The sequence below is a fragment of the Neorhizobium sp. DAR64872/K0K18 genome, from assembly GCF_050500175.1.
Classification (GTDB): domain Bacteria; phylum Pseudomonadota; class Alphaproteobacteria; order Rhizobiales; family Rhizobiaceae; genus Neorhizobium; species Neorhizobium soli.
The window spans coordinates 948,640-967,700 of the sequence record NZ_CP191446.1; the positions used below are offsets into that span (position 1 = coordinate 948,640).

21 protein-coding genes are annotated in these 19,061 nt (G+C 64.0%); 19 read left to right on the top strand and 2 right to left on the bottom strand.

Going from position 1 to position 19,061, the window contains the following annotated elements; all coding sequences use genetic code 11:
• Positions 1-91: 91 nt before the first annotated feature.
• From ACQY1P_RS09955 to ACQY1P_RS09965, 3 genes are read left to right on the top strand one after another with little or no spacing between them, the layout of a single operon-like run.
• The gene (locus tag ACQY1P_RS09955; RefSeq protein WP_430256322.1) at positions 92-661 is read left to right on the top strand and encodes a head-tail connector protein; all 570 of its coding nucleotides are present in this window, start codon (positions 92-94) and stop codon (positions 659-661) included.
• Entirely contained in the window at positions 661-993 is a 333-nt protein-coding gene (locus ACQY1P_RS09960; RefSeq protein WP_430256323.1) for a phage head closure protein, read from the top strand. Before ACQY1P_RS09955 ends, ACQY1P_RS09960 begins: the two co-directional genes overlap by 1 nt.
• Entirely contained in the window at positions 990-1,391 is a 402-nt protein-coding gene (locus tag ACQY1P_RS09965; RefSeq protein ID WP_430256324.1) for a DUF3168 domain-containing protein, read from the top strand. Before ACQY1P_RS09960 ends, ACQY1P_RS09965 begins: the two co-directional genes overlap by 4 nt.
• On the opposite strand, the gene ACQY1P_RS09970 is transcribed toward ACQY1P_RS09965, so the two are convergent.
• Positions 1,370-2,602 (bottom strand): MFS transporter, encoded by a 1,233-nt coding sequence (locus ACQY1P_RS09970; RefSeq protein WP_430256688.1) that lies wholly within the window; start codon positions 2,600-2,602, stop codon positions 1,370-1,372. The two genes, ACQY1P_RS09965 and ACQY1P_RS09970, sit on opposite strands and share 22 nt — an antisense overlap.
• 104 nt (positions 2,603-2,706) lie before the next feature.
• Here ACQY1P_RS09970 and ACQY1P_RS09975 point away from each other — a divergent pair, with 104 nt between their 5' ends.
• The 3 genes from ACQY1P_RS09975 to ACQY1P_RS09985 are packed head-to-tail and all read left to right on the top strand — an operon-like array spanning position 2,707 to position 3,700.
• Positions 2,707-3,114 carry a phage major tail protein, TP901-1 family gene (locus ACQY1P_RS09975; RefSeq protein WP_062453448.1) on the top strand — a complete coding sequence of 136 codons (408 nt, stop codon included), beginning with the start codon at positions 2,707-2,709 and terminating at the stop codon, positions 3,112-3,114.
• A 20-nt stretch (positions 3,115-3,134) separates the two neighbouring features.
• Entirely contained in the window at positions 3,135-3,485 is a 351-nt protein-coding gene (locus tag ACQY1P_RS09980; RefSeq protein WP_062453447.1) for a gene transfer agent family protein, read from the top strand.
• Positions 3,485-3,700 carry a rcc01693 family protein gene (locus ACQY1P_RS09985; protein WP_430256325.1) on the top strand — a complete coding sequence of 72 codons (216 nt, stop codon included), beginning with the start codon at positions 3,485-3,487 and terminating at the stop codon, positions 3,698-3,700. Before ACQY1P_RS09980 ends, ACQY1P_RS09985 begins: the two co-directional genes overlap by 1 nt.
• A gap of 13 nt (positions 3,701-3,713) precedes the next feature.
• On the opposite strand, the gene ACQY1P_RS09990 is transcribed toward ACQY1P_RS09985, so the two are convergent.
• On the bottom strand, positions 3,714-4,484 hold the full coding sequence (locus tag ACQY1P_RS09990) for a hypothetical protein (protein WP_113111197.1): 771 nt from the start codon (positions 4,482-4,484) through the stop codon (positions 3,714-3,716).
• A gap of 169 nt (positions 4,485-4,653) precedes the next feature.
• Here ACQY1P_RS09990 and ACQY1P_RS09995 point away from each other — a divergent pair, with 169 nt between their 5' ends.
• The 13 genes from ACQY1P_RS09995 (at position 4,654) to ACQY1P_RS10055 (ending at position 18,944) form a co-directional block, all read left to right on the top strand.
• The gene (locus tag ACQY1P_RS09995) at positions 4,654-5,127 is read left to right on the top strand and encodes a phage tail tape measure protein (RefSeq protein WP_430256689.1); all 474 of its coding nucleotides are present in this window, start codon (positions 4,654-4,656) and stop codon (positions 5,125-5,127) included.
• 9 nt (positions 5,128-5,136) lie between these two features.
• Entirely contained in the window at positions 5,137-5,775 is a 639-nt protein-coding gene (locus tag ACQY1P_RS10000) for a phage distal tail protein, Rcc01695 family (RefSeq protein ID WP_430256326.1), read from the top strand.
• A complete protein-coding gene (locus tag ACQY1P_RS10005; RefSeq protein ID WP_430256327.1) occupies positions 5,772-6,647 on the top strand; it encodes a DUF2163 domain-containing protein in 876 nt (291 codons plus the stop codon). Before ACQY1P_RS10000 ends, ACQY1P_RS10005 begins: the two co-directional genes overlap by 4 nt.
• Positions 6,644-7,087 carry an NlpC/P60 family protein gene (locus ACQY1P_RS10010; protein ID WP_430256328.1) on the top strand — a complete coding sequence of 148 codons (444 nt, stop codon included), beginning with the start codon at positions 6,644-6,646 and terminating at the stop codon, positions 7,085-7,087. Before ACQY1P_RS10005 ends, ACQY1P_RS10010 begins: the two co-directional genes overlap by 4 nt.
• A 563-nt stretch (positions 7,088-7,650) precedes the next feature.
• Positions 7,651-11,448, top strand: coding sequence for a baseplate multidomain protein megatron (locus ACQY1P_RS10015; protein ID WP_430256329.1), 3,798 nt, complete (start codon positions 7,651-7,653; stop codon positions 11,446-11,448).
• Between the two features lie 64 nt (positions 11,449-11,512).
• Entirely contained in the window at positions 11,513-11,734 is a 222-nt protein-coding gene (locus ACQY1P_RS10020; protein WP_062453440.1) for a hypothetical protein, read from the top strand.
• Between the two features lie 160 nt (positions 11,735-11,894).
• Positions 11,895-12,158, top strand: a complete 264-nt coding sequence (locus ACQY1P_RS10025) for a hypothetical protein (protein ID WP_062579714.1) — start codon at positions 11,895-11,897, stop codon at positions 12,156-12,158.
• A 72-nt stretch (positions 12,159-12,230) separates the two neighbouring features.
• Positions 12,231-12,902: a response regulator transcription factor gene (locus tag ACQY1P_RS10030; protein WP_062453438.1), complete on the top strand. Its 672-nt coding sequence runs from the start codon at positions 12,231-12,233 to the stop codon at positions 12,900-12,902.
• Positions 12,892-14,316: a sensor histidine kinase gene (locus ACQY1P_RS10035; RefSeq protein WP_062453437.1), complete on the top strand. Its 1,425-nt coding sequence runs from the start codon at positions 12,892-12,894 to the stop codon at positions 14,314-14,316. Before ACQY1P_RS10030 ends, ACQY1P_RS10035 begins: the two co-directional genes overlap by 11 nt.
• A gap of 317 nt (positions 14,317-14,633) precedes the next feature.
• Positions 14,634-15,029, top strand: a complete 396-nt coding sequence (locus tag ACQY1P_RS10040) for a hypothetical protein (RefSeq protein WP_430256330.1) — start codon at positions 14,634-14,636, stop codon at positions 15,027-15,029.
• A gap of 179 nt (positions 15,030-15,208) precedes the next feature.
• Positions 15,209-16,405: a c-type cytochrome biogenesis protein CcmI gene (gene ccmI / locus ACQY1P_RS10045; protein ID WP_430256690.1), complete on the top strand. Its 1,197-nt coding sequence runs from the start codon at positions 15,209-15,211 to the stop codon at positions 16,403-16,405.
• Complete coding sequence (gene ccmE, locus ACQY1P_RS10050) at positions 16,402-16,953, top strand: cytochrome c maturation protein CcmE (protein ID WP_430256331.1); 552 nt, start codon at positions 16,402-16,404, stop codon at positions 16,951-16,953. Before ccmI ends, ccmE begins: the two co-directional genes overlap by 4 nt.
• Positions 16,950-18,944: a heme lyase CcmF/NrfE family subunit gene (locus ACQY1P_RS10055; protein WP_430256332.1), complete on the top strand. Its 1,995-nt coding sequence runs from the start codon at positions 16,950-16,952 to the stop codon at positions 18,942-18,944. Before ccmE ends, ACQY1P_RS10055 begins: the two co-directional genes overlap by 4 nt.
• Positions 18,945-19,061 lie beyond the last annotated feature (117 nt).

Sequence of the window (19,061 nt, forward strand, 5' to 3'; positions counted from 1 at the left end):
ACTGCCCGTGATCCGGCCATCCCCACCGTCTTCCCGCAGCCGCGGGGAGAGGGTGGGGACAGGGCGGATATCATCTTCGACGAGGATCCCCATGACCTATGCCCAGACCACTCCGCCGCTGGCGGAACCGCTGACGCTTGCCGAGGCGAAGGCGCATCTGCGTCTTGACGGTGCCGATGAGGATGCGCTGATCGGATCGCTGATTGCGACCGCCCGCGAGCATCTGGAGCGCGAGACGGGCCTGTGCCTGATGGCGCAGTCCTGGCGGCTCTATCTCGACTTCTGGCCCTGCGATGGCGTGATCCGCATCCTGAAGTCTCCCGTGCAAGCGATTCAGACTGTTACGGTTTACGATGCCGCGGGCAACGCGGTTCATGTTTCGCTTGAAGACCATCTGCTCGACGGCAAGGGGCGACCAGCGCGACTGTGGCTGCGCTCGACGATCGATCCCGGCCAGGTGCTGAACGGCATCGAGATCGATTTTACCGCAGGCTATGGCGAGGCCGGGACCGATGTGCCGGATACGCTGAAGCGGGCGATGCTGATCCATATCGGCCATATGTTCGCCTTCCGCGGCGTGCTGTCGCCCGACCAGCAGCCGGCGGGAATTCCCGATGGCTATGAGCGCCTGATCGCGCCCTTTCGCATGCGGAGGCTGTGATGGTGGTGTTTCTCGATCCGGGCCAGATGACCGCCCGGCTGGAGCTGGAAGAGGCGGTTTCCGTGTCCGACGGTCAGGGCGGCGCGACCGTGACCTGGCAGTCGGTGGCGGCGGTTTGGGCGATGATCGAGCCGGTTTCGTTCGTGGTGACGGAAGCGGCAGGCGCCGAGGTGGGCACGGTCAGTCACCGGATCTGGATCCGGTTTCGAAGCGATGTCGCGGCCGGGCAGAGGCTGACCAAGGGCGCGCGGATCTTCCTGCTGAAACTGGTGCGCGACCCTGACGAGACCGGGCGCTATCTGGTCTGCCAATGCGAGGAGCAGGCACCATGACCTCCGCTTCCAACGCGCTGATGAAGGCGGTCCATGCGCGGCTGACCGGCGACTCGGCACTGACGGCGCTGGTCGGTCAAGGCGGTGTCCACGACCGGCTGCTGCCGAAGCCGAAACTGCCGGCGATCGCTTTCGGAGAGTGGGAGACGCGTGACTATTCGACCGGTACGGAACCGGGCGAGGCGCATAGCCTGACCATCACGGTGTGGTCGCAGGCCGAGGGGCGACGGCAGGCGCAGGAGATCGCAAGCCGGGTGGATACGCTGCTGCACGATGCGGCGCTGACGCTGGAGGGGTTTGTGCTGGTGAGCCTGCTGCGGACGGGATCGCGCACCAGGCGCGAGCCGAACACCCGGTATCTTCAGGTCGAGCTGCGTTATCGCGCGGTGACCGAGTGAGAGGCCGCCATGCGGTTACTCTGCCGCACGAGATGCATGAGGAAGAGGATGCCGGTAAGCGCCGAGCCGGCCAGAAGGACGGTGACGACGAGAACCGTCAGCGCGCCCGAACGATCGAGCAGTGCTGTGAACACGACGGGGGCGAGCGCATTGGCAAGGTTCTGCGGCATGGACAGCCGTGCGGCCTGGCGGCCATAGTCGCGCGGTGAAAACAGGGCAAGCGGCAGCAGCGCCTTTGCGACCTGCAGGACTGCCGAGCCGATGCCGTAGAGCCCGATGAAGATCCAGAGCGTTACGGTCGACGACGGCAGGACGATGAGGCTGAGAAAGCCGAGGATCATGAAGCTGTTGCCGGTCACGGCCGTAATGAACGGATTGCCGCGCTTGCCGAGCAGCATATCGAAGGCACGCGCCGAAATGCCGATGACGCCACGCGCTGCGGCAAGCTGCAGGGAAAATTCAGGCGCCGCACCGGATTGCCGCAACAGTTCCAGAAGCGACGGCGACACGCCGTAGGATGCGAAGGAGGCAATGGTGGTGGCGGTGGCGACCAGCAGGAAGGCGAGCTTGCCTTGCCGTGCGGTAAAGGCGACCGGCGGCGCATCGACGCCGGCATCTGCCGTATCCCAGGCAATCGGTTTCGGCAGGGCAAACAGATAAAGCGGCACGCAGACGAACAGATGCAGGAAAGCGCAGACCATCAGCGTGGTGCGCCAGCCGATGAGATCGTTTCCGAGACTGAGAAGCGGCCAGAAGATGGTGGCGGAGAGGCCCGTAAACAGCATCAGGATGGTGATGCTGCGACGACCCTTCGTGCCTTCACGCTCGACCACGGCCGCATAGGCCGGCGCTGACAGGCAAAAGGCGCCGCCGGCACCGAGCAGGATCCAGGCGACCGCATAAAGCGGCAGGCCGTTCGCAAGCGATAGCACGAGCAACCCGACGCAGAAGAATACGGAACCGGCGGCCAGAACCTTTGCCGCCCCGTGGCGGCCGAGCAGCCGTCCCACAAGCGGGCCGCAAAAGGCGCTGGCGAGCATCATCACCGACAGTCCGGCAAACACCATTTCGTTGGCGAGGCCGAGATCGGGCGCGATGGAGCGACCGAGAACGCCGAGGCTTTCGAACGTGGTGCCCCAGCCGATGAGTTGCGTGATGGCGAGAACGCCAATGGTCCGGGCGGACCGGAGGGGGGAGTTGGTCAATGCGATATCGCGATGGGAAGCGGGCAAGGGGATGTGCCCCGCGGCTTTAGCAGGTCGGCACGCAACCCGAAAGCATCAATACTTGAAAGCGGTTGGAAAAGGATAGGGACATGGTGGCACAGAAGGGCAAGGACCTTCTCCTGAAGGTGGACAATAGCGGGACGTTTCTGACCGTGGCGGGGCTGCGCTCCAGGCGGATCGCCTTCAACGCCGAAACGGTCGACATCACCGATGCCGAAAGCAGCGGACGCTGGCGCGAACTTCTGGGCGGGGCGGGGGTGCAGCGGGCATCGCTGAGCGGTTCGGGGATCTTCAAGGACGGCACAAGCGACGCGCTGGTGCGCAGCACGTTCTTTGCCGGCACGATCCTCTCCTGGCAGATCATCATCCCCAGTTTCGCGACGCTCGCGGGGGCGTTCCAGGTGACGGCGCTCGAATATTCCGGCGAGCACAATGGCGAAATCCGGTTCGAGATTGCGCTCGAATCCGCCGGCGTCGTGAGTTTCACAGCATTGTAGGAGCATGAAAGGGGGATTTCATGGGCATGCATGGACGGGCCAACCGCCGGCGCGGCGAGGTGGAGGCCGAAATGGACGGCGAGCGGCGCATCCTGTGTCTGACGCTCGGCGCGCTGGCAGAACTGGAAACGGCCTTTGCGGCGAGCGATCTGACGGAGCTCGCGGGACGGTTTTCCTCCGGGCGGATGAAGGCAGCCGACATGATCCGCATCATCGGGGCGGGCCTTCGCGGCGGCGGCAACCTGATTACCGACGACGAGGCGGCGGCGATGAGCGTCGATGGCGGGATCCTGTCCTGTGCGCGGATCGTCGGCGAGTTGCTGAGTGCTGCCTTCGGCACGGATGAGGGCACGTCACCGGCAAACCCCTGATGGCCGCAGCGGGCGGGAAGGCGCAAACGTTTGAGCCTTTTCCATGGGATGCGGCGATGCACGCCGGTCTCTGCCTGCTGCGGCTTTCCGCACCGCAATTCTGGGCGATGACGCCACGGGAGCTGTTTGCCGCAACCGGTGGTCTGATCAAACGCACAACGTCGATCGAGCGAGCCGGGCTGGAGACGCTGATGCTGGCTTTTCCGGATGGCTAGTTCGCCCCGCGCCTCATGACATGTGACCAACCGAGGCGACCGGGTGCAGTCCTTGATCGTTGACTAGATCAATACTTTGATCGACGTAGTTCACGACCGTCCCGGCAGGTAGCCTGATCTTCAGGGTTCTTTCGGTCAGATCCTCGCCGGAGAAGATCGCTACCTTGAAGGTGATGTAGTTTCCGCGCTTTCTCGCCAGGGCGCGCGGAGCCGACTTGAGATCGAAGGCGCATCGGAACTCGACCGCGCCGGGCGTTGTCTGACGATCTATCCAGCCAGGGATGGCAACGAAATACTGCAGTTTGCCCGCTTCGACGCTGGGTGTGAGCTCCCTGATTGAGCCATCCCCGTTCTTGCGAACGAATTTCACGCTGCCCATCGGCATGTTGCGAAACCCGACCGTCGCCTGCACCTCGACGATGTTGAAGTTTCGTCGGTTCCAGTTGATGACTCTGATCCAGTCATACTGTTGGTCGTCACGCATGACGACGCGCTCGATCGTCGGAGGCGCATCGCCCAGCATGAAGGCAGTCTGCCGGCGCTGTTGCGAAAGCTGGCCATGTGCCAGAAAGGTTCCGATGATGGCAGCCACCAGAGCTGCCCAACCGCTGGTCGCGCTTGCCCAGTCCTGAGCGGTGCATCTGGTCTGCTCGCACAGGGCGAAAGTGAGTACCGGGAGGTGGATGCTGCCGTAAACCATGACCCAGGCTGCAGCCGGTAAGACAGCTAGAAACAGAATGATCCATCCGAGATTTTTGCGGAACCATGTTCGATCGATCAGCATTCGGCCTCCTCTATCTTAAGGTGCAAATAGTATTAATTGCAATCTAGCATTGTTCCTGCCCGCCGCAAGGTGGCTGGTCGGCGAAATTTGAACGGGAGCTGAGGCTGTGGATCCAGATGACGAGACGTTTGGTGCGGCCGTGACGGGGGCTGAAGCCTTGTCCGGCGTGATGGCGGATCTTGAGGCGCGTTCGGACCGGTTCGGCCGGGCTTTGACCAGTGCACTGAGCACGGCGACGACCGGGGGCAAGGGGTTGGACGACGTGCTGAAGGGGCTCGGCAACCGGCTGGCGGATATTTCGCTATCGGCAGGGCTGAAGCCGCTCGAAAGCCTGCTCGGCAATGCAGTGAGCGGGCTGATCGGTTCGGTGACGCCGTTTGCCGATGGCGGTGTCGTGCGGGCGCCGACTTTCTTTTCGATGGACGGCGGCACCGGCCTGATGGGCGAAGCGGGGGCCGAGGCGATCCTGCCGCTTCGGCGCGGCGCGGACGGGGCGCTCGGTGTGGCGTCAGCTGGCGGCGGCGGGGGAGCGCAGGTGGTGTTCAACGTGACGGCGACCGATGCGGCAAGCTTCCGCAAAAGCGAGGGCCAGATTTCGGCCATGCTGGCACGCAGCGTTTCGCGCGGAAACAGAGGATTGTGAGGAGCAGCGATGAGCGGATTTCATGAAGTGCGCTTTCCCCTGCGGGTGGCGCTTGGCGCCTCCGGCGGGCCTATGCGGCGGACCGATATCGTCAATCTGTCCAATGGACGGGAGGCCCGCAACCAGCGCTGGCGCGATTCGCGGCGAAGCTATGAGGCTGGATCCGGGGTGAAATCGGTTGCCGATCTCTATGCGGTTCTGGAGTTCTTCGAGGCACGCGGCGGCCAGCTCTACGGTTTTCGGTTTCGCGATCCGGTCGACTGGAAATCCTGCGGTCCGGGCCAGGCGATCTCGGCGAGCGACCAGCAGATCGGGGTCGGCGATGGGGCGACCTCCGCGTTCTCGCTGACGAAAACCTATGCGGATGCGGCCGGCGGCTGGGAGCGACGGATCACCAAGCCGGTGGCGGGAACGGTGGTCGTGTCGGTCGGCGGCGTGGCGAAGGCAGCGACGTCCTTCATCGTCGATACGACGGCCGGCATCGTGACCTTTGCGGCAGGGCAGGTGCCTACGGCCGGCCAGATCGTGCGGGCCGGGTTCGAATTCGACGTGGCCGTGCGCTTCGATACGGACCGGATCGAGATCAATCTGGCGCATTTCGACGCCGGGCGGATCCCGGCCATTCCATTGACGGAGGTGCTGGCATGAGGGCGATCCCGGCGGGTCTGGCGGGCCATCTGAGCGGCGAGGCAACGACGATCTGCTATTGCTGGCGCGTGACGCGACGCGACGCGGTGGTGCTTGGGTTTACCGAGCATGACCGCGATCTGGTATTCGACGGCACGACATTTCTGGCGGCGAGCGGTTTTGCGGCGAGCGAGGCGGAACAGGCGCTCGGCATGGCTGCCAGCGTGGAAGAGGTGGAAGGCGGGCTCGCCAGCGCTGCGATCGACGAGGCGGATCTTGCAAGCGGGCGCTATGACGGTGCGCGGGTCGAGCTGTTCGTGGTCAACTGGGCGGATCCGGCTCAGCACATGCTGCTCAATATCCGCGAGATCGGCGAGGTTTCGCGATCGGGCGGCGCCTTCAAGGCAGAGCTGCGCAGCCTTGCGCATCGGCTGGGCCAGCCACAGGGGCGGGTCTATGGCAGGCGCTGCGACGCGAGCCTTGGTGATGCGCGCTGCCGGGTCGACCTCTCGGCCTGGCGCGGGAATGGCTTGGTGGATGCGGTGATCGATAAAAGCCGCATCGTCGTGTCGGGTCTGTCCGGTTTTGCGGAGGGATTTTTCGGCCGTGGCGTCGCACAATTTGCGGGAGGGGCGCAGGTGGATATCGAGGTTCACGAGCGACGCGCCGACGGCAAGGCGGGGCTGACATTCTGGTTGCCGCTGGAGCAAGCGGTCGTTCCCGGGCAGGCGGTGACGCTGACGGCCGGTTGCGACAAGACGGTTTCGACGTGCGGCGGGCGGTTCGCGAACCTCCTCAATTTCCGCGGCTATCCGCATGTGCCGGGCTCCGATTTTGCCTATTCCTATGTGGATGGCGAGCGGCTGCATGATGGCGGAGCGCTGTTCGAATGAGCGCCGCCGGAGAGCGGATCGTCGCGGTGGCTGAGACCTGGATCGGCACGCCCTATCGGCATCAGGGGGCAACGCGCGGCATCGGCTGCGATTGCATCGGCCTGATCCGCGGCATCTGGCGGGAGCTTTATGGCGAGGAGCCGGAACCGGTGGCGCACTATGCACCCGATTGGGCGGAACGGGGCGGTGAGGACCGGATGGCGGAGGCTGGCATCCGGCTGTTCGGACCGGCACTTGGCGTCGGGCAGATGCAGCCGGGCGATCTGCTGCTGTTTCGCTGGCGACCGGACACGATGGTGAAGCATGCGGGCATCTTCGTCGGGCCGTCCCATTTCATTCATGCCTACGAGCAGATGGCGGTGACACGCTCGGTTCTGGTGCCCTCCTGGCGCCGCAAAATCGCTGCCGTGCACCGGTTTCCGCCGGCAAGGGATGGTTGAAAGTTGGCGAGGATCCGCGTATGGTCATGGAGTGATGGATGGGGCTGTCACCCCACCCATCGGTTTGCTTATTTTGTGAAATTGATCCGGACGGTCATTGACCAGCCCGTCCGGGTCACCCTCACGATAAGCGTCATGCCAATTGGCCAAAGCCTCATGACATCACCTCCATGGTTGGAAACAAGGCTCCCTGCCTGAGCTGGCGGAGCCCATCTCCGCCAATGCGCCGGCTGGCGCGGCGCGTGCTGCATTCTGCTTCCAAACGCCGATACGTTATCACAATTTTAGCGGGTATCTAGGTGATGGATGAGCGGGGATCTGCCACTCATCCGGCTGGCGTCGGCGAATGTGCATCTGCCCCTCATCCGCCTGCCGGCACCTTCTCCCCGCTTGCGGGGAGAAGGACGAAAGCTGCTTGCTCCAGCCTAATCGAGGCACGTTCCCTCTCCCCGCGAGCGGGGAGAGGGTTAGGGTGAGGGGCAGCCACCTCCATCCCGCAATCCGATAGATCCACAGCATGAGCGCGCATCCAGGTCACGACTGGATCGGCGTGAGGGGGTTCCATGGCGACGATCCTGTTTCAGGCGGCGGGTGCGGCACTTGGTGGGGTGTTCGGTCCTGTCGGGGCGATCCTTGGGCGGGCGGCGGGCGCGTTGGCGGGGAGCGTTGTTGATCGGGCGTTGCTCGGCGGTTCCTCGACCGTCTCGGGGGCAAGACTTGCGACGGCGCGCATTCCGGGGGCGGACGAAGGGGCGCCGGTCAGCCGGGTTTATGGGACCGCGAGGATCGGGGGCACGCTGATCTGGGCGACGCGGTTCGAGGAGGAGGCGACGCGGGAGCGGAGCGGCGCCAAGGCGACGGGCGGGTCTCAGACGGAAACGTTTCAGTATTTCGCCAACTTCGCCGTCGGGCTCTGCGAGGGTCCGATCGCCTGCGTGCGGCGCGTCTGGGCCGATGGCCAGGAATTGGACCTGACGGCGATCGAGATGCGCGTTCATGCCGGCGACGAGACACAGTTGCCGGATCCGCTGATCGAGGCAAAGCAGGGCGAAGGGAAGGCGCCGGCCTATCGCGGGCTTGCCTATGTCGTGTTCGACCGGTTGCCGCTCGAAGCGTTTGGCAACCGCATTCCGCTGCTGCAGTTCGAGGTGGTGCGGCCGGTCGGGACGCTGGAGAGGCAGATCCGGGCGGTGACGATCATTCCCGGTGCGACGGAGCATGGCTATCACACGGTCCAGGTGACCGAGAAGACGGCGGAGGGCAGCGCCCGCATTCTCAACCGAAACACGATGGTGGCTGAGACGGACTGGCAGGCTTCGCTCGACGAATTGCAGGCGCTTTGCCCCAATATCGAGAGTGTGGCGCTGGTCGTTGCCTGGTTCGGGACGGATCTGCGCGCGGGGCAATGCCGCATTCTGCCGGGCGTCGAGGTCGAGACGCGGCGCGACGAAAGCACGCCATGGTCGGTTGCAGGCGTGGTCAGGAGCGCGGCGCATCGCGTCAGTTCGTCGGGAGGCGGGCCGGCCTATGGCGGCACGCCTGGGGATGCGAGCGTGCTCGCGGCGATTGCCGATCTCAAGGCGCGCGGGCTGAAGGTGTTTCTCTATCCGTTCGTGATGATGGACATCGCGCCGGGCAATGGTCTGGCCGATCCCTATGGCAAGGCGGAGCAGGCAAGCTACCCGTGGCGCGGGCGGATCACCTGTCATCCGGCAGCGGGATTGGCTGGAAGTGCCGACAGGACGGCTCTTGCGAGGACGCAGGTCGAGGCTTTTGCCAGCGGGGCGGAAGGCTATCGGCGGATGGTGCTGCACTATGCGGGGCTCTCCAATACGGCCGGTGGCGTCGAGGGGCTGGTGATCGGATCGGAACTGCGGGGGCTGACGCAGATCCGGGATCAGAGCGGTGCGTTTCCGTTTGTCGAGGCGCTGGTGTCGCTGGCAGCGGATGTGCGGGCGCTTGTCGGACCGGCGACGGCGTTGACCTATGGCGCCGACTGGAGCGAATATTTCGGCTACCACTCGCAGGATGGTTCCGGCGATGTGTTGTTCCATCTCGATCCGCTCTGGGCGTCGCCTCATATCGATGCGGTCGGGATCGACAATTACATGCCGCTCGCCGACTGGCGCGACGAGGATCTGGCAGCGGCAAATCCGGATGGGTTCCGGTCCTGCGAGGACCGGGCGGCGATGGCGGCGCAGATTGCGGCGGGTGAGGGCTTCGACTGGTATTATGCAAGCGAGGCCGACCGGGCGAACCGACTGCGCTCGCCGATCAGCGACGGGCTGGCGGGCAAGCCCTGGGTGTTTCGCGCCAAGGATATCCAGGGCTGGTGGAGCAACCGTCACTATAACCGGGTGGGCGGCGTGGAGAGTGCGGAAGCGACGGCCTGGTTGCCCGGGATGAAGCCGATCTGGTTTACCGAACTGGGTTGCCCGGCTGTCGACAAGGGCGCCAACCAGCCGAATGTGTTTGTCGATCCGAAATCGGTGGAAAGCAGCCTGCCGTATTTCTCGTCCGGCGGGCGGTCCGACAGCCAACAGCGACGGTTTCTCGAAGCGCATCATGGCTGGTGGCAGGGCGAGGCGGCACCCGTGGGCATGGTCGATCCGGATCACGTGTTCGTCTGGACATGGGACGCGCGGCCGTCCCCGGCCTTTCCCGACGACCTGACGATCTGGAGCGACGGCGAGAACTGGCGCACGGGGCATTGGCTGAACGGCAGGCTGGGCGGAACGACGCTTGCCGACGCGATTGCGGCAATCCTGACCGATCACGGTTTTGACGATTTCGACGTGTCCGGCGTGAGCGGCGATCTGACCGGCTACGTGCAGGCCGATGTTACCTCGGCGCGCGCGCTGCTGGAGCCATTGCTGAGCGTGTTCCAGATCGACGTCAGCGAGGATGCCGGGCTGTTACGGTTCCGCTCAAGGCAGGGCGCGAGCCTTGCTGCGCGCGAGATCGCGATCGTGGCGGAGGTCGAGGGCGAACCGCTCTGGTCGGAAAGCCGGGGGCACGACAGCGATTTCCCCGCGCAAGCGGTGCTCGGCTTCTACAATCCGGTTCTGGACTACGAGCAGGCGAGCGCACGGTCGCGCCGCGCTACGGCCGAAAGCGAGCGGGTGGCAAGCTACGACCTGCCGGCGACGCTGTGCGAGGAGGCGGCGCTCGGGGCGGTGGAATCGGTGCTGCGGGCGCAGCGCGTGGCACGGCGCTCGATCTCCTTCACGCTGCCGCCGCAGGATTTGGCGCTCGAGCCCGGCGATGCGGTGCATCTGACGGACGGTCCCGACGGCATGTTCGTCGTCCAGCGGGTCGAGGACGGGGCGGTGCGACGGATCGAGGCGCAGAGCCATGCGCCGCTTCCACCTGGGCGGTATGATGCTGTCACGACGCGGCGTGACAGCGGCCGCTGGGCGAGCGACGCGTTTGCGCCGGTCGTGCATTTCCTCGACCTGCCGCGGCTGACCTCGTCTGATGAGGCGGGGTTTGCGGTGGTCGCGGTGTTTTGCAGGCCCTGGACACGGATCGCGGTTTCGTCCTCAGTGACAACAGATGGATATCGCAGGCGGGTGACGCTCGACCGCCCGGCGCGGCTCGGGGTGCTTGTCTCGGCGCTCGACCCAGGTGTGACGGCGCGGTTCGACCGCTCAAAGGTGCTCGATCTCGAGCTTTATTTCGGCGGTCTCTCGTCGGCGCAGACGCTGGCGGTGTTGAGCGGCGACAACCGGCTAGCCATCCGCGCGTCAAACGGCATCTGGGAAATCGTCGGGTTTGCCAAGGCGCAGGAGATCGCGGCGGGGCGATGGCGGCTGTCTGGATTGCTGCGGGGACTGGCGGGAACCGAGGATGCGATGGCGGCCGGGAGCGCTGTCGGTGCGGCCTGCGTGGTGCTGGACGATGCCGTGAAGCCGCTCGGGCTGACCGGTGACGAGCAGGGACGGAGGCTGAATTTCCTGGCCGAAAGCCTGGGCGCCGTCGGAGGCCGATCCGGACCGCATGTGTTTGCCGGTGGAGAAAGGGCGCAGACGCCGCTTTCGCCGGTGCATATCCGCGGCGTCCGGTTGGCCGATGGCGCTGCCCAGTTCCGCTGGATCCGGCGCGGGCGCGTCGATGCCGACGGCTGGGACGGGCGCGATATTCCGCGAGACGAGCCGGACGAAGGCTACCGCGTCGAGATCCTCGGGACCAGTGGCGTCGTGGTGCGGCGGGTGGAGGTCGAGGCTCCGCTGTTCCTTTATCCGGCGAGCGACGAGCTTGCCGATTTCGGCTCTCAGCAGCCGAGCCTCACCCTGAGCATCCGCCAGATCGGGCAAGCCGTGCCGCTCGGCATTGCGGCGCTTGCGACGATCGCGTTCTGACAGCCGAGTTTGAGTGCCAATTTTTGTGTGCCGATTTCTGACAATATCGTGATGGGAGACAGCTATGGACGGGACAAAAGCCTGGTATCAATCGAAGACGATCTGGGGCGCGCTGATTGCCGTTGCCGCCCCGCTTGCGCATGTGGCGGGAGTGGAGATTAACGCTGATGCGCAAGGGGAGCTTGCCGACATTCTGGTCACCTTTGCCGGTGCTTTCGGCGGGTTGCTGGCGCTCTACGGGCGGATCGTCGCGAGCGCGCCGATCCATCCGACGGGCAAGGGATGACGGCGCCACGAGGGTCAGCATTACAGACCATTCATTTGCCATTCAGTTGGTATTGGATACATACTCCATCGAATGCTTTGGACATGATTTCGGGGACGTGATTCAAGACCGTGATCCCGGGGCGTGACACCTGTCGTCTTATGAGTGGAAACCGAAAGCCATGGCGCGACTGCCGATCATTGCGATCATCGCCGCGACAATAGCGGGATTGGCGGCCTTTGTGCCGGCAAACGCGCCGGCGCGCGACTATCTGATCCTGGTTGCAGGCGACTGCGGCACGGCGGCAAACAAGGTATTGCGCGACACGGGAGGTCAGCTTTTGTCCGCCCAGCCATCCTCGGACGGACAGACCTGCATTGTCACCGTGCTGGTGCAGGGCAATGGCGAACGTCCGCGCAAGGTGACGGTCCGGGTTCCCATGTAGGCCGGTTGCCTGTAAACCGGCTTGTAAGCTTCATACCGCGGCGGGGCCCGCAGTGATTTTCAGGACAGTTTCATGCGTATTCTCGTGGTCGAAGACGACGTCAACCTCAACCGCCAGCTTTCCGACGCGTTGAAGGAATCCGGCTATGTGGTCGATCAGGCCTTCGACGGCGAAGAAGGGCACTATCTCGGCGAGACCGAGCCCTACGACGCCGTGATCCTCGACATCGGACTGCCGCAGATGGACGGCATCACCGTTGTCGAGAAGTGGCGTGAGGCGGGCAAGGGCATGCCGGTGCTGATGCTGACGGCGCGTGACCGGTGGAGCGACAAGGTGTCGGGTATCGATGCCGGCGCCGACGATTATGTGGCAAAACCCTTCCATGTGGAAGAAGTGCTTGCGCGCGTGCGTGCGCTTATCCGGCGTGCTGCGGGGCATTCGTCGTCCGAGATCATCTGCGGTCCGGTTCGTCTCGATACCAAGGCATCGAAGGCAAGCGTCGATGGGATACAGTTGAAGCTGACCTCGCACGAGTTCCGGCTTCTCTCCTACCTGATGCATCACATGGGCCAGGTCGTGTCGCGCACCGAGCTTGTGGAGCACATGTACGACCAGGATTTCGACCGCGATTCCAACACGATCGAAGTGTTTGTCGGGCGCCTGCGCAAGAAGATCGGTGTCGACCTGATCGAAACCGTGCGGGGCCTCGGCTACCGCATGCAAGCGCCCAACGATGCGCATTAAGCGGATAGGGCCTCGCTCGCTCACCGCTCGCGTTCTGCTTCTGGCAACCACGTGGTCGGCGGTGGCGCTGGTGGTGATCTCGATCGTCATTTCGCAGCTCTACCGCCAGTCCGCCGAACGCTCGTTTACCGACCTTTTGCGGGCGCAGCTCTATAACGTCATCAATTCCGTGACGATCGGCGAGGACAACAAGCTGATCGGCAACCCCCAACTGGGCGACCTGCGTTTCTCGCAGCCGGAGACCGGATGGTACTGGATCATCGAACCGCTCGGCACGTTTGCCGCGACGGCGATCTCGTCCTCGTCGCTCGGGACCTCCAACATCACGGTGCCGTCGATCCTGCAGGCGCCGTTCAACAATCGCTACGAGCGTTTCTATCCGACCCGCGACGCTTTCGGGAACCACGTCCTGGTCGCGGAAACCGAAGTGGTTCTGGATGGCGAGGGACGCGCGGCGCGGTTTCGCGTCTCGGGCAATCTCGATGCCGTGGAAGACGATATCCGCAGCTTTTCGCGCAGCCTCTATATCGCGCTCGGCGTGTTCGGGATCGGCAGCCTGATCGTCAATGGCCTCGCCATCCTCTACGGATTGCAGCCGCTTGATGCGGCGCGCCGCTCGCTGGAGCGGGTGAGGCGCAGTGAGGCGGAGCATCTGGAGGGAGAATTTCCGCGTGAAATCATGCCTTTGGCAAACGACATCAATGCTTTGATCGAAAGCAACCGCCGCATCGTCGAGCGGGCCCGCATGCAGGTCGGCAATCTCGCGCATTCGCTGAAGACACCGATCGCGGTTCTGCTCAACGAATCGCGCATGCTCGACAAGGTCCAGTCCGATCTCGTCCGCTCGCAGGCCGAGACGATGCAGGCGCAGGTGCAATCCTATCTGAATCGCGCCCGGATCGCGGCACAGCGCAACTCGCTTCTGGCGCGCACGGATATCGAGCCGGTGCTGGAGCGGCTGGTGCGCGTGATGCGCCGCCTCAACCCCGACAAGGAATTCCACCTTTCCGTCTATCCGCCGGGCGCAGCGCTTGCGCTGGAGCAGCAGGATGTCGAGGAGACGATCGGAAACCTGTTGGAAAACTCCGCACGGTTCTGTCGCACCGGCGTCTGGGTGACGGCAGCGCTTGCAACAGCGCCACCGGAAAAGGCAGAAGGAGAGGCGGCCAAGCGTCCCTGGATCGAGATGGCCGTCGAAGACGACGGGCCGGGTCTCAATCCCGACCAGATCACCGAAGCGGTCAAGCGCGGCAGGCGGCTGGACGAGAGCAAGCCGGGGGCCGGGCTGGGACTGTCGATTGTAAGCGAGATCGTCAGCGAATATCAGGGCGAGCTGGAGATGACGCGCGGGGTGCGCGGTGGCCTTCGGACCCAGTTGCTGCTGCCGGGCATGATCAAGGAAGTCGCCGGCTGAGCACAAGGCCGGTTGAGGGAAGAAAACTGTGGCCGATGGGCAACGACGCCGCACTTGCTTCCGACGGTTCTGGACGGACGGATCGCCTGCTATATCTTGTCTACAGCCAATGCAACATCATGCCGTGACGACACGGCGACAACAAGAACTGCGCACAAATAGGAGAGGCGACAATCGCAGCATTTCAGTTCCGACCCAATAGCGTCATAATGGCGCCAAGCCGGAAACCGAATGATGCCGGTTCCGATCCTGAAAACGAAACGAGCGCGGTTCCCGACACGATGCGGTTGTCACATCTCCTCACTGCAGCAACATTCATGACGATTGCCGGCCTGCTGGCAGGGTGCAACACCAGTTCCACCGCGGCGGGTGCACCGAAAGGCTTGCTGTCGCAACGGCCGTCAAGTTCGGCTGCCTATATCACGGCGCTGCAGGGCGGGATCGTCGGGCGGACCGGCGCCGAGCTCTCCAGCAGCGACCGGACGCGGGCGCTTGAGGCAGAATACCGCGCGCTTGAAGGCAGCGCTGTGGGGCAGACGATCAAGTGGAAGGGTGACGATGCGAGCGGCGAGGTGATTGCCAATGCGCCGTTCCAGGTCGGTTCGCAGAACTGCCGCCAGTATCGCCACACCGTCACGGTCGCCGGCAAGGAACTGATGTCGCGGGGGGCAGCCTGCCGCAACGCCAGCGGCACATGGACGCCGTTGACCTGACAATCCCGATCAGACGCGGAAAATAAAAAACCGTTGCCGATGCTGTCGGGAGCGGTCTCCATCTTTGCTGCTAGGGGAACGCTTGCCGGCTGCGGCAATACCCGTCAAATTCGCGTCAACGCGCGCTAGACCACTGGCCGGCCATTGGAAAGCGTCACCGATTGCGGTAATGGGCGATGATGTATTTGTGGATCGTTCTCGCGCTGCTGACGGCTGCCGTCGCAGTGGCCCTTCTCCTGCCGTTTGCGCGCAGCGCTTCGGCGGCTGCTTCCGGCGTATCGAATGCTCGTCGGAGCAATTCCACGAGGGCCGGAGAGGTCGAAGTCTATCGCGACCAGCTGCGGGAAATCGACCGCGACCGCGAAGGCGGGTTGATCAGCACTGAGGAGGCGGAGAACGCCCGCGCCGAGGTTGGACGCCGGCTGATTGCCGCTGCGGCCGAAAACGATCAGGACAAAACCGGCGGTGCTGCTACAAACAAGCACCGGATCGCGACGGCACTCGTCACGATCGTTCCGCCGGCATTGGGGCTCTGTCTTTACTTGAGCCTCGGAAATCCCGGCATCCCGGACCAGCCGCTACAGGCGCGTCTTGAAAACCCCGGCAACAATATCGCGCTGCTCGTCACCAAGGTGGAGCGGCATCTGGCCGAAAATCCGACTGATGGCGCGGGCTGGGATATTCTGGCGCCGATCTATCTGCGGCTGGACCGCGCTGGTGACGCCGAACTTGCCTATCGCAATGCGATCCGTTTCATCGGGCCGAGCAATGCCCGCTATTCGGGCCTCGGCGAGACGCTTGTTGTCGCCAATGACGGGATCGTCACGGAAGCGGCGCGTCAGGCGTTCGAGCAGGCGGTGAAGCTCGATCCGAATGATCCGCGCTCGCGCTTTTATGCGGCGCTCGGGCTTGAGCAGGGCGGCAGGAAGGACGAGGCACGCGCAGCCTTCGAGGAGCTTGCAAGCGCAACGCCCGCGGATGCGCCATGGAAGGGTCTGCTCGACGAACATATCGTCAAGAATGGCGGGGTGCCTGTTGCGGCAAAGCCGGTGGCCCCTTCGCTCGGAGGGCCGACACAGGAAGATGTTGCGGCAGCGCAGGACTTGTCGCAGGGTGATCGCAAGGCGATGATTGCCGGCATGGTCGACAGTCTCGCCGCAAAGCTCAAGGACGAGCCCGACGATATCGAGGGCTGGCTGCGGCTGGTGCGCTCCTATGCGGTGCTGGGCGACGAGGCAAAGGCCCGCGACGCACTTTCGACCGGACTGGCGCAGTTTCCGCCTGACGGCAATGATGGCAAGCGTCTGCTGGCGCTTGGCAAGGATATCGGGCTCGATGCGGACGCATCGCCGGCGCCGGGAGGAGCAAGACCATGACACGCAAGCAGAAACGCATGGCGGTGATTCTGGGCGGCATGAGCTTCGTCACGATCGCAGTGCTGCTGGTCATGTTCGCCTTCTCGCAGTCGGTCGCGTATTTCTTCATGCCGGGCGATCTGGCCAAGACCGATATCCAGCCGGGAACGCGCATCCGGCTCGGCGGGCTGGTGGAAGAGGGATCGGTCAAGCGCGGCCAGGGATCGACGGTGAGCTTTACCGTGACTGATGGTAATGGCAAGGTCGATGTCAGCTATACCGGCATTCTGCCCGACCTGTTTCGCGAGGGGCAGGGCGTGGTGACCGAAGGCGTGTTTGACGGCGGCACCCGGTTTACCGCCGACAGCGTGCTGGCCAAGCATGACGAGAACTACATGCCGAAGGAAGTGGCCGATCGGCTGAAAAAGGACGGTGTCTGGGAAGACGGCACCGGCAAGGGCATGGCGCCGAAAAAGGATGCGGCGCAGCCGGAAAACAAGACCGATGGCAAGCCGCAGGTGATGCTGCAGATGCCGGCGACGTCCGGCGAGGGAGTGACCAGACAATGATTGTCGAGATCGGCCATTACGCGCTGGTTCTGGCGCTTGCCACGGCGCTGATCGTGTCCACCCTGCCGATGATCGGCGCCAGGCGTCGCGACACCGCGATGATGGCGCTGGCAACGACCGGCTCGCTGACGCTGTTTGCTTTGGTGGTCATCTCGTTTGCGGCACTGACCTGGGCCTACATGGTGTCGGATTTTTCGGTCAAGAACGTCTGGGAAAACTCCCATTCGATGATGCCGATGATCTACAAATTCTCCGGCGTCTGGGGCAATCACGAAGGGTCGATGCTGCTGTGGCTGCTGATCCTCGCCTTGTTTTCGGCGCTGGTCGCGGTGTTCGGCGGCAATCTTCCCGATACGCTGAAAGCCAATGTTCTGGCCGTGCAGGCCTGGATCTCCTCGGCTTTCCTTTTGTTCATCCTGCTCTCGTCCAACCCGTTTCTGAGGCTCGACCCCGCACCTGCGGAAGGGCAGGACCTGAACCCGGTTCTGCAGGATATCGGTCTCGCCATTCATCCGCCGCTGCTTTACCTCGGCTATGTCGGCTTTTCCGTCTGCTTCTCGTTTGCCGTTGCAGCGCTGATCGAAGGGCGCATCGATGCCGCCTGGGCGCGCTGGGTGCGGCCGTGGACGCTGGCGGCCTGGACATTCCTCACCGCCGGCATCGCGATGGGCTCCTACTGGGCCTATTACGAACTCGGCTGGGGCGGCTGGTGGTTCTGGGATCCGGTCGAGAACGCTTCCTTCATGCCGTGGCTTGCGGGCACCGCGATGCTGCATTCGGCACTGGTGATGGAAAAGCGTGAGGCGCTGAAGATCTGGACGGTGCTTCTGGCGATCATGACCTTCTCGCTGTCGCTGCTTGGAACCTTCCTGGTGCGGTCGGGCGTGCTGACCTCGGTGCATTCGTTTGCGTCCGACCCGACCCGCGGCATCTTCATTCTTTGCATCCTTGCGGTATTTATCGGTGGTGCGTTTTCGCTGTTTGCCTGGCGGGCGCCGAGCCTGAAGGCGGGCGGACTGTTCGCGCCGATCTCGCGCGAGGGCGCGCTGGTGCTGAACAACCTGATCCTGACGGTGGCAACTGCCACTGTTCTGACCGGCACGCTCTATCCCCTGGTGCTGGAAACGCTGACCGGCGAAAAGATTTCCGTCGGCGCACCGTTCTTCAACATGACCTTCGGGTTGCTGATGCTGCCGCTTCTGATCGCGGTACCGTTCGGCCCTGTTCTCGCGTGGAAGCGCGGCGATCTGCTGGGGGCGCTGCAGCGTCTCTACGTGTTTGCCGGACTGTCGCTCGCGGCCGGTCTCGCCTTCGCGTATTTTCAGGGTGGTGGACCGGTCCTGTCGATTTTCGGGCTGGCGCTCGGTTTCTGGGGCATGTTCGGGGCGATCGGTGATCTCTGGTATCGCGGCAATTTCGGCAAGGTCGGCTTCGCGACAGGCATTCGGCGCGTCCGGGGCCTGCCGCGTTCGGCGTTCGGAACGGCACTCGCGCATTTCGGTCTCGGCGTAACCGTGCTCGGAATCTTTGCGGCAACGACGTTCGGCACCGAGACGGTTGTCGAGATGAAGCAGGGGCAGACGGTGGAGGCCGGTGGCTATTCGCTCACCTTCGACGGGTTCCGCGATGCTGTCGGCCCGAACTTCACCGAAAGCCGCGGGCATTTCACGGCCCGCAAGGGCGGCGCTGCTGTCGCCGACGTCTGGTCCTCGAAACGGCTCTACACGGCGCGGCGCATGCCGACGACTGAGGCCGGTATTCTCACCTTCGGTCTCAGCCAGCTCTATGTGTCGCTCGGCGACCCAATGGATAGCGGCGGGATTGTCGTGCGGATCTGGTGGAAGCCGTTCATCCTGTGCATCTGGGGCGGATGTCTGATCATGATGATGGGCGGGTTCGTGTCGCTGTCCGATCGCAGGCTGAGGGTCGGCGCGCCGGCCAAGCGGCCGAAGGTGGTGACGCCGAAGGGTGGGCTGGAGCCGGCGGAATGAAACATTCGCGGCTTCCCTCATTCCTGTGCTTGTCACCGCAATCCAGCGCGCCCGGGTCTCTGGGCGCAAAAGACGCAATTGAAACAGCGGGTTCTTTCACAGCGCGGACGCGCCGTG

Excerpts from the sequence above, each read along its gene's own strand:
- ACQY1P_RS09955 (WP_430256322.1), top strand. The coding sequence starts at position 92 with ATGACCTATGCCCAGACCACTCCGCCGCTGGCGGAACCGCTGACGCTT.
- ACQY1P_RS09960 (WP_430256323.1), top strand. The coding sequence starts at position 661 with ATGGTGGTGTTTCTCGATCCGGGCCAGATGACCGCCCGGCTGGAGCTG.
- ACQY1P_RS09965 (WP_430256324.1), top strand. The coding sequence starts at position 990 with ATGACCTCCGCTTCCAACGCGCTGATGAAGGCGGTCCATGCGCGGCTG.
- ACQY1P_RS09975 (WP_062453448.1), top strand. The coding sequence starts at position 2,707 with ATGGTGGCACAGAAGGGCAAGGACCTTCTCCTGAAGGTGGACAATAGC.
- ACQY1P_RS09980 (WP_062453447.1), top strand. The coding sequence starts at position 3,135 with ATGGGCATGCATGGACGGGCCAACCGCCGGCGCGGCGAGGTGGAGGCC.
- ACQY1P_RS09985 (WP_430256325.1), top strand. The coding sequence starts at position 3,485 with ATGGCCGCAGCGGGCGGGAAGGCGCAAACGTTTGAGCCTTTTCCATGG.
- ACQY1P_RS09990 (WP_113111197.1), bottom strand. The coding sequence starts at position 4,484 with ATGCTGATCGATCGAACATGGTTCCGCAAAAATCTCGGATGGATCATT.
- ACQY1P_RS09995 (WP_430256689.1), top strand. The coding sequence starts at position 4,654 with ATGGCGGATCTTGAGGCGCGTTCGGACCGGTTCGGCCGGGCTTTGACC.
- ACQY1P_RS10000 (WP_430256326.1), top strand. The coding sequence starts at position 5,137 with ATGAGCGGATTTCATGAAGTGCGCTTTCCCCTGCGGGTGGCGCTTGGC.
- ACQY1P_RS10005 (WP_430256327.1), top strand. The coding sequence starts at position 5,772 with ATGAGGGCGATCCCGGCGGGTCTGGCGGGCCATCTGAGCGGCGAGGCA.
- ACQY1P_RS10010 (WP_430256328.1), top strand. The coding sequence starts at position 6,644 with ATGAGCGCCGCCGGAGAGCGGATCGTCGCGGTGGCTGAGACCTGGATC.
- ACQY1P_RS10015 (WP_430256329.1), top strand. The coding sequence starts at position 7,651 with ATGGCGACGATCCTGTTTCAGGCGGCGGGTGCGGCACTTGGTGGGGTG.
- ACQY1P_RS10020 (WP_062453440.1), top strand. The coding sequence starts at position 11,513 with ATGGACGGGACAAAAGCCTGGTATCAATCGAAGACGATCTGGGGCGCG.
- ACQY1P_RS10025 (WP_062579714.1), top strand. The coding sequence starts at position 11,895 with ATGGCGCGACTGCCGATCATTGCGATCATCGCCGCGACAATAGCGGGA.
- ACQY1P_RS10030 (WP_062453438.1), top strand. The coding sequence starts at position 12,231 with ATGCGTATTCTCGTGGTCGAAGACGACGTCAACCTCAACCGCCAGCTT.
- ACQY1P_RS10035 (WP_062453437.1), top strand. The coding sequence starts at position 12,892 with ATGCGCATTAAGCGGATAGGGCCTCGCTCGCTCACCGCTCGCGTTCTG.
- ACQY1P_RS10040 (WP_430256330.1), top strand. The coding sequence starts at position 14,634 with ATGACGATTGCCGGCCTGCTGGCAGGGTGCAACACCAGTTCCACCGCG.
- ccmI (WP_430256690.1), top strand. The coding sequence starts at position 15,209 with ATGTATTTGTGGATCGTTCTCGCGCTGCTGACGGCTGCCGTCGCAGTG.
- ccmE (WP_430256331.1), top strand. The coding sequence starts at position 16,402 with ATGACACGCAAGCAGAAACGCATGGCGGTGATTCTGGGCGGCATGAGC.
- ACQY1P_RS10055 (WP_430256332.1), top strand. The coding sequence starts at position 16,950 with ATGATTGTCGAGATCGGCCATTACGCGCTGGTTCTGGCGCTTGCCACG.